Source organism: Streptomyces sp. NPDC048291, from assembly GCF_043201715.1.
GTDB lineage: Bacteria > Actinomycetota > Actinomycetes > Streptomycetales > Streptomycetaceae > Streptomyces.
The window spans coordinates 151,140-166,983 of record NZ_JBICZC010000009.1 but is presented as its reverse complement, the minus strand read 5'-3'; the positions used below and the strand labels follow the sequence as shown (position 1 = coordinate 166,983).

The following is a 15,844-nucleotide window of genomic DNA, read 5'->3' as shown; positions in this document are numbered from 1 at the left end:
AGCCGGTGTGTTCGAAGGCGGCGAACGGGGCAGTGATCCGTTCACTCCCCCGTGCAAGGGGGCTGCGGGCGCCCCCGCCTCACGCCGTAAGGTTGGGGCGTACGCGAGGGCACGTCGGAAGGAGGCACTGGGTGATCGAGCTGGAGGGGGTTCCAGAGCTGATCGACCCAGTCATGGTGGCCGCGTTCGAAGGCTGGAACGATGCCGGCGACGCCGCTTCCACCGCGGTCGCGCACCTGGAGCGGGAGTGGAAGGGCGAGGTGTTCGCGGCGCTCGACGCCGAGGACTACTACGACTTCCAGGTGAACCGCCCCACGGTGTGGATGGACGCGGGCGTGCGCAAGATCACCTGGCCGACGACACGGCTGTCGGTGGTCCGGGTCGGCGGCGAGAAGCCGCGGGACCTGGTGCTGGTCAGGGGCATCGAGCCGTCCATGCGCTGGCGCTCGTTCTGCAACGAGCTGCTGGGCTTCGCCCACGAGCTGGGCGTCGAGCTGGTGGTCGTCCTGGGGGCGCTGCTCGGTGACACCCCGCACACGCGTCCGGTGCCGGTCAGCGGGGTCACCTCGGACTCGGACCTGGCGCAGCGGATGGACCTGGAGGAGACCAAGTACGAGGGTCCGACGGGCATCGTCGGCGTCCTCCAGGAAGCGTGCACGCACGCGGGCGTCCCGGCGGTCTCGCTCTGGGCGGCCGTCCCGCACTACGTCTCGCAGCCGCCCAACCCGAAGGCCACGCTGGCGCTGCTGAACCGCCTGGAGGACCTGCTCGACCTGCGGATCCCGCTGGGCGAGCTGCCCGAGGACGCGCGCGCCTGGCAGGTCGGGGTGGACCAGCTGGCGGCGGAGGACAGCGAGGTCGCGGAGTACGTGCAGACGCTGGAGGAGGCCCGGGACACCGCGGAGCTGCCGGAGGCGTCGGGCGAGGCGATCGCGCGTGAGTTCGAGCGCTATCTGCGGCGCCGGGACGTGAGCCCGCCCGGCGGTCACGCCACGGCGGACGGCAGCGACAGCGCGTCGTACCTCCGGGACAACCCGGGGAACCCCGGCGGCAAGGCCCGGCCGCCGCGCCCGCCGAGGCCCGACACGCCCGGGAGCGCCGACAATGCCGGGAATCCCGGGGAGGACGGGGACACCGGCGGGGATTCCGGGCCGGACGGCGAGGACACCTCGGAGGACTGAGACAGGGGCGGTACGCGAGATGCGTGCCGCCCCTTCTTGTCGGCCCTGCCGACCGTTGGAGGGCGCGTCGTGTGTGCGGTGCGGGTGAGTCGTGGCTGGTCGCGCAGTTCCCCGCGCCCCTGAAAGCCTGAAGGCGGGGCGCGGGGGTCGGCGTTTCTTAGAGGGCCACGCCCAGCAGGGCGTCCACCGCTCGGGACACGACACCCGGGGCGCCCTGGTCCGTGCCGCCCTGCTCCTGCTGGAGAGCGGCCCAGCGGTCGACGGCCGCCAACGCGGCGGGCGCGTCGAGGTCGTTGCTCAGGCCCTCGCGGATCTCTTCCACCAGGGACTCGGCGGGCGGGCCGTCCGGGCGGGAGACCGCCGCGCGCCAGCGGTCCAGGCGGGCCACGGCGTCGGCCAGCACCTGGTCGGTCCACTCCCAGTCGGCCCGGTAGTGGTGGGAGAGCAGGGCGAGGCGGATGGCGGCCGGGTCGACGCCGTCCCGGCGGAGCTGGGAGACGAAGACCAGGTTGCCCTTGGACTTGGACATCTTCTCGCCGTCGAGGGCGACCATGCCGGCGTGGACGTACGCCTTGGCCATCGGGAACTCGCCGGTGAGGACCTGGGCGTGCGAGGCACCCATCTCGTGGTGCGGGAAGGCGAGGTCGGAGCCGCCGCCCTGGACGTCGAAGGTCATGCCGAGGTGGTCGAGGGCGATGGCCACGCACTCGATGTGCCAGCCGGGGCGGCCACGGCCGAGCGAGCCGCCGTCCCAGCTCGGTTCGCCCTCGCGGGCGGCCATCCACAGCATCGGGTCGAGCGGGTTCTTCTTGCCGGCGCGGTCGGGGTCGCCGCCGCGCTCGGCGGACAGCAGCCGCATGGCCGCCGCGTCGAGGCCGGAGACCTGGCCGAAGTGCGGGTCGGAGCCGACGGAGAAGTAGATGTCGCCCTCGAGTTCGTACGCGGCACCGAGATCACGCAGGCGTTCGACCAGCGGCACGATGCCGGGTATGGCCTCGACCGCGCCTATGTAGTGCCGCGGCGGCAGCATCCTGAGGGCGGTCATGTCCTCGCGGAAGAGGGTGGTCTCCTGCTCGGCGAGGGCGACCCAGTCGACGCCGTCGCGCTCCGCGCGCTCCAGGAGCGGGTCGTCGACGTCCGTCACGTTCTGGACGTAGTGCACCTGCCGCTTGGTGTCGAGCCACACGCGCTGAACGAGGTCGAACGCGTTGTAGGTCGCCGCGTGCCCCATGTGGGTCGCGTCGTACGGCGTGATGCCGCAGACGTAGATACGGGCGACGGGACCGGGGTCAAGGGTGACGAGACCGCCGGTCGCGGTGTCGTGGATCCTCAGGTCGCGGCCCTGACCAGGCAGGGCGGGGACCTCGGAAGCGGGCCAGGCATGCATGTACATGAGCGTAACCGGACCCGAGTTCGGTATACGAACCGGAGGGCCTGGAAGGCCGTCTTGATCTCGGGGCCGGAATGTGCTGGTGGGGGCTATACGGGCGGCCAGGGGATGGCCGGCCACTCGCCGCTGGGCTCCGGATGCCTGCCGACGGTGAGCAAGGTCTCGACACGCGCGCGCGTGGCGTCCAGTTCGGCCGCGGTGATCAGTTGCGCCAGCCGGGTGCCCAGCGGCCCGCCGAGGGCCTCGCGCAGGCCCTCGAGGACCGCGACGGCCTCGTCGGTCAGCTCCTCGCCCGCCCAGCCCCACAGCAGGGTGCGCAGCTTGTTGTCGACGTTGAAGGTGACGCCGTGGTCGATGCCGTAGAGCCGGCCGTCGGCGGTGGGCAGCAGGTGGCCGCCCTTGCGGTCGGCGTTGTTGATGACGGCGTCGAGGACGGCGAGCCGGCGCAGCCGTTCGTCGTCGGCGTGCACCAGCAGCGCCGTCCTGCCGTCGCCGACGTCGGCGAGCCCGATCGCCTTCCAGCCGGGCTCGGGCTCCTCCGCGTCCACCAGGGCGAGCAGTTCGGCGCCCCCGGGGTCGACGTCGATCCACAGCTGGACCATGCCCTCGCCGTACGGGCCGTCGCGCAGCACGGTGGGCGGGACCAGGTCCCAGCCGGTGGCCGCGGCGACCTCGTAGGCGGCCACCTCGCGCTGGGCGAGGGTGCCGTCGGGGAAGTCCCACAGCGGGCGCTCCCCGGCGACCGGCTTGTAGACGCAGGACGCCTCCTGGCCGTCGTGCGCGACCGTGCAGAACAGCGCCGCGTTGGAGGCGTCGCGGATGCGGCCGCGTACCTTCAGCTCACCGTGGGCGAGCAGGTCGGCGGCGGTCACGCTCCGCGGCGGTATCCGTTCTGGCGCGGACATACGTGTCCTTCCGGGTCGAGCGGGAGGCTGCACAGCGGGCACGGCGGCCGCCCGGCGTTGACGACGTCGAGGGCGCGCTTGGCGAAGGCCCTGGCCTGCGCGCCGGTCAGCCGGACCCGCAGCATCGGGGGCCCGTTCTCCTCGTCCTGCAGGAGCCGCTCCTCGGCCTCGGCGAGGTCCTCCTCGGAGTCGGCCTCCAGCTCCACGAGGGCCTGCGCCTCGACGATCATGCGCTCTTCCTCGCCGTCCCAGGCGAGCGCCATGGTGCCGACGCGGAACTCCTCCTCGACGGGGGTGTCGAGGGGGGCGCTGTCGCCGATCTCGGCGGGCGCGACGGCGGGCACGGCCGCGTTGCCGCCGCTGCGGCGCACGACCTCGTCGAGGAGTTCGTCCATGCGCTCGGCGAGTGCGGCGACCTGGGTCTTCTCCAGGGCCACGCTGGTCGTCCGGGGGCCGGCCGTGGCCTGGAGGAAGAACGTACGGCGTCCGGGCATTCCGACCGTGCCCGCGACGAAGCGGTCCGGCGGATCGTAGAGGAACACCTGACGGGACACGTCCTGTCTCCATGAGTCGAGAGTGCGTGGGTTTCGGGAGGGCGACGACGCGGCCGGTGGGCCGCTTACGTGGATCGCTTCACCCTACTGCGGCCGACGATCACGGCGCGCCGGCGCCGCCACCGACCGTGGCGTCTTCCCCGGGGGGTTCCTCGCGGGGGGCAAGGGAGGCGAAATCCCCGGTGTCCCCGAGACGAACGAGAAACGGCCTGAGGCGGGTGTAGCGGATCGCGGTGACGGAACACGGTTCGACGGAGATCCGCTGGAAGAGGTCGAGATGCAGACCGAGCGCGTCCGCGACGAGGGATTTGATGATGTCCCCGTGCGAACACATGACATAGACGGCGTCCGCGCCGTGATCGCGCTCCACGCGCGCGTTCCACTCGCGTACCGCCTCGGCGGCGCGGGCCTGCATGGCCCGCATGGACTCGCCGCCGGGGAACGCGGCAGCCGACGGGTGGGCCTGGACGACCTCCATCAGCGGCTCGTCCTTGAGCTCGGCGAGCTTGCGGCCGGACCAGTCGCCGTAGTGGGCCTCCCCGATCCGCTCGTCGGTGTGGGCGGTGAGCCCGGGGCGGGCGTCGAGCAGCGGGCGGACCGTCTCCTGGCAGCGTTGCAGCGGGCTGGTGACGAGTTCGGAGATCGGCAGCCCGGCGAGCCGGCCGGGCAGTGCGGCGGCCTGGGCGGCCCCCCGCTCGTCGAGGGCGACGCCCGGCGTCCAGCCGGCGAGCACACCCGAGGTGTTGGCGGTGGACCGTCCGTGCCTTACGAGGATCAGCGTGGGCATGCCGCCCAGGGTAGGCGCACGCCGAAGTGCGCAGGTGGGCGGGCGACGGGAGAATACGCTCCGTGATCGTCGACTGCGCCATCTACCGGGACGGGGAGCGGACGGAGACCCCGCAGGACTTCTCCGACGCCCTCGCGGAGGCACGCGCGCGTGGCGACAGTTTTCTGTGGATCGGCCTGTACGAGCCGACGGAGCGCGAGTTCGACCTGGTCACCGACGAGTTCGGGCTGCATCCGCTGGCCGTCGAGGACGCCCTGACCGCCCACCAGCGGCCCAAGCTGGAGGTGTACGACGACTCGCTGTTCGTCGTCCTGAAGCCGGTGACGTACGAGGCGAAGAGCGACACGGTGACCTCCGGCGAGCTGATGCTCTTCATCGGGGACTCCTTCGTGGTCACCGTGCGCCACGGGACGCCCTCGCCGCTCGGGGACATCCGGCGGCACCTGGAGGAGCAGCACGAGATGCTCAAGCACGGGCCGACGGGGGTGCTGTACTCGATCTCCGACGCGGTCGTGGACCACTACCTGGAGGTCGCGACCGAGCTGCAGAACGACCTGGAGGAGTTGGAGGCCGAGGTGTTCTCGCCGAGCGGCGGCGGCTCCCGGCACACCGCGTCGCGGATCTACACGTTCAAGCGGCAGATCCTGGAGTTCCGCCGGGCGACCGTGCCGCTGGCGCTGCCGATGACCAAGCTGGCGGGGGTGGGACCGTACGGGAGCGGCGTGACCGTGCCCTTCGTGCACGCGTCGGCCCGGCCGTTCTTCCGGGACGTCAACGACCACCTGCTGCGGGTGAACGAGAGCGTGGAGGGCCTGGACCGGCTGGTGTCGGACGTCCTCGGCGCCCATCTCGCGCAGATGAGCGTGCGGCAGAACGACGACATGCGGAAGATCTCCGCGTGGGCGGCCATGGCCGCGGTCCCCACGCTGATCGCGGGGATCTACGGCATGAACTTCGACCACATGCCCGAGCTGCACTGGCTCTGGGCGTACCCGGCGGTGATCATTTTCATGGCCCTGCTGGAGTTGTCGCTGTACCGGACGTTCAAGCGCCGCGGGTGGATGTGAGGGACGGCCACGGCCCCCGGGCTCGGGGGGCTCGGGCGGGCTCAGGCGAACTCGGGGGCGGGGGCCGCGGGGCCGCCCAGGGCGTTCCTGCGCTCCGGCATCCGCAGGGAGACCATGCGGCGCCAGCCGGCGGCGCGTTCGTAGGCGTAGACGGCGTGGATGCCGAGGGCCAGAAGCACGGACTTGGGCGTCGGCCAGCCGAGGATGCGGCCCATGCGGGCCATGACGGCGAGGCTGACGTCCCGGTAGATGCGGATCTCGGCGAGGGCGCACGCGCGGAGCGTGCGCTGGATGGTGCGGCCGTGCCCGGCGGCGGCGAACCGCAGCAGTTCCTCGTGGCAGTAGGCGAGGTGGTTGTCCTCGTCACCGGAGATCATGCGCACCGCGCGGCCCACGTCCGGGTGGTCGGCGAAGCAGCGGCGCAGCAGCGCCATCTGCTCGGCGGCGCGCTGCTCGGTGACCCGGCTGTGGGCGAGGTAGATGACGAGGTCCGGCACGGTGAGCGGCCGGTCGGCCCGGAGCCGGTCGTGGGCGAGTCCGATGCCGTGCCGTTCCAGGATCATCGTGTAGTCGGTGTCGGCCGGCACCGGAACGGCCGCCAGGCCGCGCTTCTTCAGCAGGGCGTGGAAGATGCGGCCGTGCTTGTCCTCGTCGGCGCCGTGGCGGGTGATCTTGGGGGCGAGGCCGTGTTCGCTCCGCGGTACCAGCGCGGCGATCCGCGCGTTCTCCCAGCCGCCCTGGGACTCCCCGCTGGCCGCGATGGAGCAGAAGAGCCGGAAGGACTCGTCGTTGTCGAGGATCTCCTGGAACAGACTCCTGGCCGAAAGCATCGTGGGCACCTCTCCGGAGGACTCACCAGACCCGCAGAGAACGAGTCAAATGCCGCGTCGGAGTCACTGCAACAGGTGTGCGGGCGGACTCGGCCGAAAGGAGGAGCAGCGGGGTCACGCCGGGGGCGTAACCGAGCGGCCACGGGCGCGTTGTTCTGCGTGACGGCCGTGGCGGGGAAGACCCCCCGAGCCCCCACCACGGCCGCGGACTTCTCTCACCTCTCAGGTGTTCACGCGAGCCCGGCGCGCTCCAGGGCCTCGGCGCCGGCCCGCAGCGAGGCGAGCCGCTCGTCCAGCGCGAATCCGGCGGGCGCGAGGGAGAGCGTGGTGACCCCGGCGGCCGCGTAGGCCTTCATCCGGTCGGCGATCCGGTCCACGGAGCCGAGCAGCGTGGTCTGGTCGATGAGCTCCTGCGGTACGGCGGCCGCGGCGCCGTTCTTGTCCCCGAACAGGTACTTGTCCTGGATCTCGGCGGCCTCCCGCTCGTAGCCCATGCGCTGGGCGAGCTGGTTGTAGAAGTTCTGCTTGCGGCTGCCCATGCCGCCGACGTACAGCGCGGTGTAGGGCCGGAAGGTGTCGGCGAGCGAGGCCACGTCCTTGTCGTCGCCGACGGCGAGCGGCAGGGTCGGGCAGATGTCGAACCCGTCGAGGGTCCGGCCGGCCTTCTCGCGGCCCGCGCGCAGGTACTTCACGGCCGTCTCCTCCAGGTGCTCGGCGGAGGGGAAGATCAGCAGCGCGCCGTCGGCGATCTCGCCGGTCTGCTCCAGGTTCTTCGGGCCGATGGCTGCGATGTAGACCGGGATGTGCTCGCGCTCGGGGTGGACGGTCAGCTTGATCGGCTTGCCGGGGCCGCCCGGCAGCGGCAGGGTCCAGTGCTCGCCCTCGTAGGAGAGCCGTTCCCGGGTCATCGCCATGCGCACGATCTCCACGTACTCGCGGGTGCGGGAGAGCGGCTTGTCGAACTTGACGCCGTACCAGCCCTCGGAGACCTGCGGTCCGGAGACGCCGAGGCCGAGGCGGAAACGGCCGCCGGAGAGGGAGTCGAGGGTCGCGGCGGTCATCGCGGTCATGGCCGGCTGGCGGGCCGGGATCTGGAAGATGGCCGAGCCGACGTCGATGCGCTCGGTCTGGGCGGCGACCCAGCTGAGCACGGTGGCGGCATCGGAGCCGTAGGCCTCGGCGGCCCAGCACACGGCGTACCCGAGCCGCTCGGCCTCCTGCGCCACGGCCAGATTGTCCCCGTCCATCCCGGCGCCCCAGTAGCCGAGGTTGATCCCGAGCTGCATGGCCGTTCCCCTTACCGATCAGTAACGTCGCTGTTGCGAGAGACCTTAGCGCGGAGGTTTTCTGCACGGGGGATCGGTGCGCGTTCGGCTGCGGGCAGGTGGGGGCTGGTCGCGCAGTTCCCCGCGCCCCTTGGTTGGTCCAGTCCCGCCCCCTGCATCGTCCCGCTCTCCTGGGGAAATCGGTTATCCACAGGCAACCCAACGCACCAGCTCTGGCCAGTAATCTCGCGGGCATGGAGCAGAGGCATCTCGGCCGTACCGGCCTGCGTGTGTCCAGAATCGGACTCGGCACCCTCACCTGGGGCCGGGACGTCGACGAGCACGACGCCGCGGACATGCTCAAGGCGTTCTGGGAGGCCGGCGGGACCCTCGTCGACACCGCGGACGTGTACGGCGACGGCGAGGCCGAGTATCTGCTCGGGCAGCTCATAGAAGGGCTGGTGCCACGCCGGGACCTGGTCATCTCGACGAAGGCGGGCAGCGTCCCCGACCCCGACCGGCGTTTCAACGGCTCGCGCGGCCACCTGCTGGCCGCGCTGGACGCCTCCCTGGCCCGCCTCGGCACCGACTACGTCGACGTCTGGCACGTACACGCCTACGACCCGGACACCCCGCTGGAGGAGACCCTGCAGGCCCTCGACCTGGCGGTGAGCAGCGGACGCGCCCGGTACGCCGGGGTCTCCAACTTCTGCGGCTGGCAGCTGGCGAAGGCGGCGACCTGGCAGCTCGCGGCGCCGGGCACCCGTACCCGGCTGGCCAGCACCCAGCTGGAGTACTCGCTGCTCCAGCGGGGCATCGAGCGCGAGGTGCTGCCCGCCGCCCTCGACCTGGGCATCGGCCTGCTGCCGTCCTCCCCGCTGGGCCGGGGCGTGCTGACCGCGAAGTACCGGCACGCCACTCCCCCGGACTCGCGCGGCGCCTCCGAACACCTGGCACCGTTCGTCGAGCCCTACCTCGACGACACCGCCACCCGGATCGTGGACGCGGTGCAGACGGCGGCGGACGGGCTCGCCGTCACCCCGCTCCAGGTGGCGCTCGCGTGGGTGCGGGACCGGCCGGGCGTGGCCGCGCCGATCGTCGGCGCGCGCAACGCGCAGCAGCTCGCGGGGGCGTTGTCAGTGGAGGCGCTTACGCTTCCTGACGAGATCTGCCGGGCGCTCGACGACGTGTCGGTGCCCGTGCACCGCTATCCCGATCACGACTGGAGCACGCTGTGAGCACGGAGCCGGGGCTGGGCGCCAAGCCCGAGGCCGACGAGGGCACGACCGCCGGGGAAACGACGGAGACCGGCGACCTCACCGCCGGCCCGGCCGCGCCGAGCGGCACGGACTCCGCCGGGTCCGGTGCGACGGACTCCGCCGGGGCGGACGGCGGCGGGGCCGCGCGCGGCGGCCCCTCGTCGGAGGCTGCCGAGGACGGCGAGACACAGGCCACCGAGGCCCGCGCGGCCCAGGACGGCGGGACGGAGACCGACGAAGCCCGCGCGGCCGACTCCGACGAGACGGACGCGGCGAGCGATGCGACCGCCGGCGGGGGCGATTCCGAGGCGGCCGAGGACGGCGGGACGGAGACCGGCGAAGCCCGCGCGGCCGACTCCGACGGGGTGGACGCGGCGAGCGGTGCGGCCGCCGGCGGGGGCGAAGGTGCGGCCCAGCAGTCCGAGGCCAAGGCCGAGTTGGCCGCTCAGCGGATCGAGCGGGAGCGGATCGCGCGCCGGAAGGCCGAGAAGGCGGGGCCGATCGAGAGCGGGGCCAAGCTCAGCGGGACGGCGGCGAATCTGCTCGCCGCGATCCGGGCCGTGGAGAGCGGCGAGAAGCCGGCGGCCACCGTGTTCGCGGCGCCGGAACCGGCCCCGCAGCGGGCGGCCACCGCCCCGGAACCCGTTCACCGGCCCGAGCCCACGCCGGCCGCCGCCGGGCCCGCCGCGGAGACGATCGCCGAGGTACGACGGGTCCTGGCCGACGGCGGTGCGCCCGAGTCGCTCGCGCCCCAGGCCGCCGCCGCTCTCGGCGAGGGCGCGGACACGGTGCTGCGGGAGGACCCCTGGCAGCTGCTCCGGGTCACCGGGGTACGGCCGGACCAGGCCGACGGGTTCGCGCGGGCGCTGCTCGGCGCGGAGTGCGGTCCGGACGACGAGCGGCGCGGCCGGGCGGTGACCGGCTGGCTCCTGGAGCAGGCGGCCGTGGCCGGGCACACCGCGCTGGAGATGCCGGCGCTCACCGCCGCGCTGGCCCAGCGGTCGGTGTCCGACCCGGAGGCGGCCGTGCAGAGCGCGCTCGAGGAGGGCGAGGCGCTGGTCTTCCGGGACGCCCTGGATCCCGGCGCCCCGGAGCCCGAGGACGACGAGGAGGAGCGTCCGGTCCGGGTCCTGGTCGCCCTGGAGCGGTACGCGCTGGCCGAGGAGAGCCTCGCCGACGGGCTGGCCCGGCTGGTCAACTCCCTGGCCAAGGACGCCTCGGAGCCCTGGGAGGCGGTCGCGGCGACTGCCTCCGGCGGCGCGGCGGAGCTGGCGCGGGCGGTCGCCGGACACGGCCTGGTGCTGCACACGGGCGGCGAGGCGGCCCGCGCCGAACCCGCGGCCCTGCTCGCCGCCGCCCGAGCGGCCGGCCTGCGGGCCTTCGCGGCCACCCACACCCCCGACGGCAGCCGTCGCCTGTCGGTCGGCGCGGACACCGAGGGCACGACGGACACCGCGGGCACCGTCGCCGACCTGCTCGCCGGGGCCGCGGGGCCCGGCCGGGACGCGGACGGCGCCCTCGCCCTCGACCTGCTGATCGTGCTGGACGTGCCGCAACTGGACGTGGAGGGCGCGGCGATGCTCGTGGAGGCACTGCCCGACGGCGCCCGGCTGGTGCTGAGCGGGGATCCGGCGGCGCTGTGGTCCGCGGGCCCCGGGCGGGTCTTCGCGGACCTCCTGGCGGCCCGCGTATGCCCGCAGGTCGCCTCCCGCACACCCGACCCGGGCCCGCTCGGCGAGCTGGTCTCCGGGATCGGGATCGGCGAGCTCACCCAGGTCGAGGCCCCCGGCAAGGAGGTCGTGATCGTGCCGGTGCGGGACGCGGGCGAGGCGGTGCACCGGACGGTGCAGCTGGTCGCCGACTCCGTCCCGCGCGCGCTCGGCGTGCCCGCCGAGCAGACCGTGGTGATCACCCCGGGCCACGGCGGAGCGGCCGGCACCCGAGCCCTCAACACCGCCCTCAAGGAACGGCTGAATCCGGGCCCGGGCCGCTTCGGCGGCTTCGACCCCGGGGACCGGATCGCCTACTCCCCCGCGCCGGGCCGTACCGTGCCGGGCCAGGTGGTGACGGCCGACGCCCAAGGACTGCACCTGTCGTGCGCGGGCGCGCCCGTGGTCGTACCGAAGGAGGGGGTGGAGCAGGCCGTCCGGCACGGCTGGGCCCTGACCGCGCACCAGGCGGCGGGCAGCCGCTGGCCGGCGGCGGTCGTGGTGCTGCCCGGGGACGCGGTGCAGGCCCTCAGCCGCCCCTGGGTGTACACGGCGTTCAGCCGGGCGGAGCGCCACCTGTCGGTGGTCCACGGCGTGGAACAGGCCCTGCCGAAGGCGGTCGCCGAGTCCCTGCCGAAGCCGCGGACCACCCGCCTGCCGCTGCTGCTGAAGACGCAGGTGCCGGCCGCGAACTGACCGGCCCCGGCTCGGCCGCCGCGGTGACCACCCCGCAACGGCGACGACCGGCGGTGCCCGTCCGGCCTCGACCCCCGGAAGGCACCGCCGGTCGGTGGATCAGCGCTCGGCGTCCAACGGCTCCAGGTCCTCGTCCTCGTCCAGGTCGAGGTCGTCGAGCTCGTCGGTCGCCTCGGCGCCCTCGGCGCCTTCCGTGTCCTCGTCGTCGAATACCGCGCTGACGTCGAAGCGGCACACCACCCGCTGCGGGTCGACGCCCTCGAAGGGCACCTCCAGCCACTCGCCGGGCTCGGCCGGCTCGTCCGCCGCGGTCACCCAGAGCGTGGAGTCGCCCTCCTCCAGACCGAACTCCTTGTGCCGGGAGGCGATCTCGTCCGGCTCGAACTCGCCGAACAGGACGCCCAGCGCCCCGTGGATCGTGCCGGCCGCGTCCTCGTCCGCGCCGGGGCCGTCGTCGTACTCCGCCGCCTCGACCCGCTGGGCCTGCGCCAGCAGCCGCTGGGGTTCCGCCACGGCGTAGTCGCGGCGGATCAGCACGCTGATCGCGTTCGGCTCCTCGGGACCCGCGTACGGCGGGAGCGAGTCGTCCGTACCGGGGATCTCGAAGGGTGTGACCTCGTCGTAGCGGTCGTACAGGAGCTCGTCGTAGACCTCGGCGGCCGCGGCCAGCTGGTTGAACGCCTCGTAGACAGCCGGGTCGTCCTCCCCCGACCTGCGTTCGACCGCGGCCAGATGGCGGTCGAGCGCGGTCTTGACCGCCTCGGCGGCGGCGCGTACCTCGGCAGCGGTGGGCTGCGCAGCATCAGACATAGTGCAGACGCTATCCGTACCGGGCACCAGCCCGCACAATAGATGCGATGCCGGAATACGAATTTGTCGACGTGTACGTACCTCGCGGGGTGTCCCGCAAGGAGGCCACACGTCTGCTGACGGACCATGCCGAGTACGGACACTGGGAGTTGGACCGACTGAGCCTCATGCGCGACGGCAGCCGCAGGGTGCGGTTGCGCCGGCGGATCATCCGCCAGGTGCGTGCCACATGGTGAGACTGGCCGACTGACGGAAGGGGCCCCGCGTCGACGGGGCCCGTCCCGTTCCACGCACCGTCTCCGGTGCGTCACCGTCCGTGCGCTACGCCGCGGCACGCGCCCTGCGGTAGAGCACCGCGCCCGCGAGCAGTGCGCCCGCGCCCGCCGGGAGCGTGAGCCCGAGCGAGAGGTCACTGCCGGTGTGCGCGAGTTGCGGGGCGCCGACGGGCTGACTCACCGAGGCGCCGCCCAGCGGGGCGACGTGGCTGGAGCCGTGGGTACCGGTCGGCACGGTGTTGTTGCCGGGGTGAGACGGGGGCGTTCCCGGGTGCCGGCCCGGAGTGCCGGGGTGTCCGGGCTGGCCCGGAGTGCCCGGGTGTCCAGGTTGGCCCGGCTGACCCGGAGTCCCCGGGTGTCCCGGCTGACCCGGAGTTCCCGGGTGTCCCGGCTGACCTGGAGTCCCCGGGTGTCCCGGCTGACCCGGAGTTCCGGGGTTCCCCGGCTTCCCGGGCGGGTTGCCCCCGTCTCCCCCGTGCCCAGGGGGTGTGCCGTGGCCACCATGCCCACCGTGACCACCGTGACCGCCGTGACCTCCATGGCCACCATGCCCGCCATGCCCGCCATGACCACCATGCCCACCGTGTCCGGGCGGCTGCGTCGGGTGGCCGCCACCCGGATGTCCGGGGTGGCCGGGGTGCCCGGGGTGACCCGGGTGGGCGGAACCCCCGTCGTTGGCGCACTCGTTGCCCACCGCGGCGTTGCCGATGCCGATGACGTTGACGCTGTTGCCACAGACGTTGACCGGGACGTCGATGGGCGCCTGCACGGTGTTGCCCGAGCCGACGCCGGGCGAGCCCGCCGTGTGGCCGCCGGCGTGCGAGCCGCCGTGACCGCCGTGGCTGTTGTGGCCGCCGTGATCGCCGTAGCCGCCGCTGTCGCCGTAGCCCGTCGAAGCACCGCGCCCGCCACCGGGGTTGGCGCACTTGTTGCCCATCGACGGGTTGAGGGCGCCGACGACGTTCACCGTGTTGCCGCAGACGTTCACCGGTACGTGCACCGGCGCCTGCACCGTGTTGCCGGAGAGCACGCCGGGTGAGTCGGTGGCGGAGCCGGCGGCCCCCGCGTCGGCGTGGGCGTAACCGCTCGCCGCGGCGATCACGCCGGTCGCCGCGGCCACTGTCACTAGGCCCTTGCGGGCACCTTGTCGCATTTTATGAATTCCCCCCTGCCTCGGATCCTGACCCTGCATTCACCGCGGAAAAGGCCCGCGGAAAAGGCCGTCGGCCCCGGAGCGCATGGCGCGCGCTCCGGGGCCGACGGAAAGACGACGCCCCTCAGGGAGTCGGCGTCACTTGTTGATGCAGGTGTTGCCGAAGGCGGGGTTCAGCAGCCCGATCACGGAGATCGTGTTGCCGCAGACGTTCACCGGGACGTGCACGGGAACCTGGATCACGTTGCCGGAGATGACACCCGGGGAACCCACGGCAGCGCCCTGGGCACCCGAGTCGGCGGCGGCCAGGCCCGCGCCCGCGAGAACCAGACCACCAGTGGCAACCGCAGCAGCGACGACCTTCTTGAGCATTATTCCTCCTTGTTGGCAATGCGATTCCAAGTAGCGGATCGCATGAGATGTAACGAGGAGGGAGTAATGGAGCTACGAGCTTATCGTCGCATTCACTCTTTTCAGTTGATCTCGCACAGCCGCCCGATTGCCTGAAGCCAGGGCTTCACGACGCGTACGGCTCAGGACGCGTCGATGAAGCGGTCGAGGACGCGGACGCCGAACTGCAGCCCGTCCACCGGCACCCGCTCGTCCACGCCGTGGAACATGCCCGCGAAGTCCAGCTCGGGCGGCAGCTTGAGGGGCGCGAAGCCGAAGCCGCGGATGCCGAGGTCGTCGAAGGACTTGGCGTCGGTGCCGCCGGAGAGCATGTAGGGGACGGCCTTGGCGGTCGGGTCCTCGGCGAGCAGCGAGGACTGCATGGCTTCCACCAGGGCCCCGTCGAAGCTGGTTTCCAGGGCTTTGTCCGAGTGGACGTCCGAGCGGACCACGTTCGGGCCGAGGATCCGGTCGAGGTCGGCGAGGAACTCCTCCTCGTACCCGGGCAGGAAGCGGCCGTCCACGTGTGCGGTGGCCTCGCCGGGGATGACGTTGACCTTGTAGCCGGCGTTCAGCTGGGTCGGGTTGGCGGTGTTGCCGAGGGTCGCGCCGATCAGCTTGGCGATGCCGCCGAGCCGGGCCAGCGTCGACTCCATGTCCTCCGGGTCCAGCTCGGTGCCGAGCGCGTCGCCCAGCTCGTCGAGGAAGGCCCGGGTGGTCTTGGTGACCCGCACCGGGAACCGGTGCCGGCCGAGCCGGGCCACGGCCTCGGACAGCTCGGTGATGGCGTTGTCACGGTGGATCATGGAGCCGTGCCCGGCGGTGCCGGCCACCTTCAGCTTCATCCAGTGCATGCCCTTCTCGGCCGTCTGGATCAGATAGAGCCGCCGCTCCTCGCTCACCGTGAAGGAGAAGCCGCCGACCTCGCTGATCGCCTCGGTGACGCCCTCGAAGAGGCCGGGATGGTTGTCGACCAGGTGCCGGGCGCCCCAGGTGCCGCCGGCCTCCTCGTCGGCGAGGAAGGCCAGCACGATGTCCCGGGGCGGCTTGCGGCCGCTGCGCAGCCGGTCCCGTACGACCGCCAGGGTCATCGCGTCCATGTCCTTCATGTCGACGGCGCCCCGCCCCCACACGCACCCGTCGGCGACCTCGCCGGAGAAAGGGTGGTGGGTCCAGTCGTCGGCGTTGGCCGGTACGACGTCGAGGTGGCCGTGGATGAGGAGGGCGGGCCTGGACGGGTCCGTGCCCTCGATGCGGGCCACCGTCGAGGCGCGGCCCGGGTGGGACTCGAAGATCTCCGGCTCCAGGCCGACCTCGGCGAGCTTCTCGGCGACCCACTCGGCGGCCTTGCGCTCGCCGGGACCGGAGTGGTCCCCGTAGTTGCTGGTGTCGAACCGGATCAGCTCGCGGCAGAGGTCCACGACCTCGTCCTCACCGGTGACGCCCTTGGCCGTGTCCGTCTCGCTCACGTTGCTTCCTCCTGCTGTCACTGCCGGCCGGTCCCCGCCATCCTCTCTCCCCTCCCGGTCCGGGCCCAAGGCCGGTCCCGGCCCGTCACACGCCGTTCACGCCC

At 72.8% G+C, this 15,844-nt stretch carries 15 protein-coding genes; 5 read left to right on the top strand and 10 right to left on the bottom strand.

Translation table 11 applies throughout. The annotated features are described in order from the left end of the window. The first annotated feature begins 131 nt into the window (after positions 1-131). The gene (locus ACGF5O_RS24835) at positions 132-1,181 is read left to right on the top strand and encodes a PAC2 family protein (RefSeq protein WP_393812074.1); all 1,050 of its coding nucleotides are present in this window, start codon (positions 132-134) and stop codon (positions 1,179-1,181) included. Between the two features lie 157 nt (positions 1,182-1,338). Here ACGF5O_RS24835 and mshC read toward each other — a convergent pair whose 3' ends face one another. The 4 genes from mshC to ACGF5O_RS24815 form a co-directional block, all read right to left on the bottom strand. After that, complete coding sequence (mshC, locus tag ACGF5O_RS24830) at positions 1,339-2,568, bottom strand: cysteine--1-D-myo-inosityl 2-amino-2-deoxy-alpha-D-glucopyranoside ligase (RefSeq protein WP_393812073.1); 1,230 nt, start codon at positions 2,566-2,568, stop codon at positions 1,339-1,341. A 92-nt stretch (positions 2,569-2,660) separates the two neighbouring features. Next, a complete protein-coding gene (locus ACGF5O_RS24825; RefSeq protein ID WP_393812072.1) occupies positions 2,661-3,476 on the bottom strand; it encodes an SCO1664 family protein in 816 nt (271 codons plus the stop codon). Next, positions 3,440-4,030 (bottom strand): DUF3090 domain-containing protein, encoded by a 591-nt coding sequence (locus ACGF5O_RS24820; protein WP_362594282.1) that lies wholly within the window; start codon positions 4,028-4,030, stop codon positions 3,440-3,442. The genes ACGF5O_RS24825 and ACGF5O_RS24820 overlap by 37 nt, the downstream gene beginning before the upstream one ends. 100 nt (positions 4,031-4,130) lie before the next feature. After that, entirely contained in the window at positions 4,131-4,817 is a 687-nt protein-coding gene (locus ACGF5O_RS24815) for a histidine phosphatase family protein (RefSeq protein ID WP_393812071.1), read from the bottom strand. Positions 4,818-4,879: 62 nt separating this feature from the next. Here ACGF5O_RS24815 and corA point away from each other — a divergent pair, with 62 nt between their 5' ends. Beyond that, the gene (corA, locus tag ACGF5O_RS24810) at positions 4,880-5,884 is read left to right on the top strand and encodes a magnesium/cobalt transporter CorA (protein ID WP_393812070.1); all 1,005 of its coding nucleotides are present in this window, start codon (positions 4,880-4,882) and stop codon (positions 5,882-5,884) included. 41 nt (positions 5,885-5,925) lie between these two features. Here the strand turns inward: corA and ACGF5O_RS24805 are convergent, their stop codons facing one another. Then, positions 5,926-6,714 carry a ferritin-like domain-containing protein gene (locus ACGF5O_RS24805; protein ID WP_393812069.1) on the bottom strand — a complete coding sequence of 263 codons (789 nt, stop codon included), beginning with the start codon at positions 6,712-6,714 and terminating at the stop codon, positions 5,926-5,928. Positions 6,715-6,944: 230 nt separating this feature from the next. Beyond that, positions 6,945-8,000, bottom strand: coding sequence for an LLM class F420-dependent oxidoreductase (locus ACGF5O_RS24800; protein WP_393812068.1), 1,056 nt, complete (start codon positions 7,998-8,000; stop codon positions 6,945-6,947). A gap of 233 nt (positions 8,001-8,233) precedes the next feature. On the opposite strand from ACGF5O_RS24800, the gene ACGF5O_RS24795 reads away from it, so the two are divergent. Together ACGF5O_RS24795 and ACGF5O_RS24790 are read left to right on the top strand one after the other, a co-directional pair. Beyond that, positions 8,234-9,217 (top strand): aldo/keto reductase, encoded by a 984-nt coding sequence (locus ACGF5O_RS24795; protein ID WP_393812067.1) that lies wholly within the window; start codon positions 8,234-8,236, stop codon positions 9,215-9,217. Further along, complete coding sequence (locus ACGF5O_RS24790; protein ID WP_393812066.1) at positions 9,214-11,643, top strand: helix-hairpin-helix domain-containing protein; 2,430 nt, start codon at positions 9,214-9,216, stop codon at positions 11,641-11,643. The genes ACGF5O_RS24795 and ACGF5O_RS24790 overlap by 4 nt, the downstream gene beginning before the upstream one ends. A 99-nt stretch (positions 11,644-11,742) precedes the next feature. Here the strand turns inward: ACGF5O_RS24790 and ACGF5O_RS24785 are convergent, their stop codons facing one another. Further along, a complete protein-coding gene (locus ACGF5O_RS24785) occupies positions 11,743-12,453 on the bottom strand; it encodes a hypothetical protein (RefSeq protein ID WP_393812065.1) in 711 nt (236 codons plus the stop codon). A gap of 47 nt (positions 12,454-12,500) precedes the next feature. On the opposite strand from ACGF5O_RS24785, the gene ACGF5O_RS24780 reads away from it, so the two are divergent. After that, positions 12,501-12,689, top strand: a complete 189-nt coding sequence (locus ACGF5O_RS24780; RefSeq protein WP_046732800.1) for a DUF5703 family protein — start codon at positions 12,501-12,503, stop codon at positions 12,687-12,689. An 85-nt stretch (positions 12,690-12,774) separates the two neighbouring features. On the opposite strand, the gene ACGF5O_RS24775 is transcribed toward ACGF5O_RS24780, so the two are convergent. The 3 genes from ACGF5O_RS24775 to ACGF5O_RS24765 all read right to left on the bottom strand — a co-directional run bounded on the left by ACGF5O_RS24775 (position 12,775) and on the right by ACGF5O_RS24765 (position 15,740). Next, entirely contained in the window at positions 12,775-13,881 is a 1,107-nt protein-coding gene (locus ACGF5O_RS24775) for a chaplin family protein (RefSeq protein WP_393812064.1), read from the bottom strand. Between the two features lie 138 nt (positions 13,882-14,019). Beyond that, positions 14,020-14,253, bottom strand: a complete 234-nt coding sequence (gene chpH / locus ACGF5O_RS24770; RefSeq protein ID WP_362594298.1) for a chaplin ChpH — start codon at positions 14,251-14,253, stop codon at positions 14,020-14,022. A 161-nt stretch (positions 14,254-14,414) separates the two neighbouring features. Further along, the gene (locus tag ACGF5O_RS24765) at positions 14,415-15,740 is read right to left on the bottom strand and encodes a M20/M25/M40 family metallo-hydrolase (RefSeq protein WP_393812063.1); all 1,326 of its coding nucleotides are present in this window, start codon (positions 15,738-15,740) and stop codon (positions 14,415-14,417) included. Between the last annotated feature and the right edge of the window lie 104 nt (positions 15,741-15,844).

Bases quoted from the DNA above. Each gene is read 5' to 3' on its own strand.
- mshC (WP_393812073.1), bottom strand. From the start codon at position 2,568: ATGCATGCCTGGCCCGCTTCCGAGGTCCCCGCCCTGCCTGGTCAGGGC.
- ACGF5O_RS24825 (WP_393812072.1), bottom strand. From the start codon at position 3,476: ATGTCCGCGCCAGAACGGATACCGCCGCGGAGCGTGACCGCCGCCGAC.
- ACGF5O_RS24815 (WP_393812071.1), bottom strand. From the start codon at position 4,817: ATGCCCACGCTGATCCTCGTAAGGCACGGACGGTCCACCGCCAACACC.
- ACGF5O_RS24805 (WP_393812069.1), bottom strand. From the start codon at position 6,714: ATGCTTTCGGCCAGGAGTCTGTTCCAGGAGATCCTCGACAACGACGAG.
- ACGF5O_RS24800 (WP_393812068.1), bottom strand. From the start codon at position 8,000: ATGCAGCTCGGGATCAACCTCGGCTACTGGGGCGCCGGGATGGACGGG.
- ACGF5O_RS24795 (WP_393812067.1), top strand. From the start codon at position 8,234: ATGGAGCAGAGGCATCTCGGCCGTACCGGCCTGCGTGTGTCCAGAATC.
- ACGF5O_RS24785 (WP_393812065.1), bottom strand. From the start codon at position 12,453: ATGTCTGATGCTGCGCAGCCCACCGCTGCCGAGGTACGCGCCGCCGCC.
- ACGF5O_RS24780 (WP_046732800.1), top strand. From the start codon at position 12,501: ATGCCGGAATACGAATTTGTCGACGTGTACGTACCTCGCGGGGTGTCC.
- ACGF5O_RS24775 (WP_393812064.1), bottom strand. From the start codon at position 13,881: ATGCGACAAGGTGCCCGCAAGGGCCTAGTGACAGTGGCCGCGGCGACC.
- chpH (WP_362594298.1), bottom strand. From the start codon at position 14,253: ATGCTCAAGAAGGTCGTCGCTGCTGCGGTTGCCACTGGTGGTCTGGTT.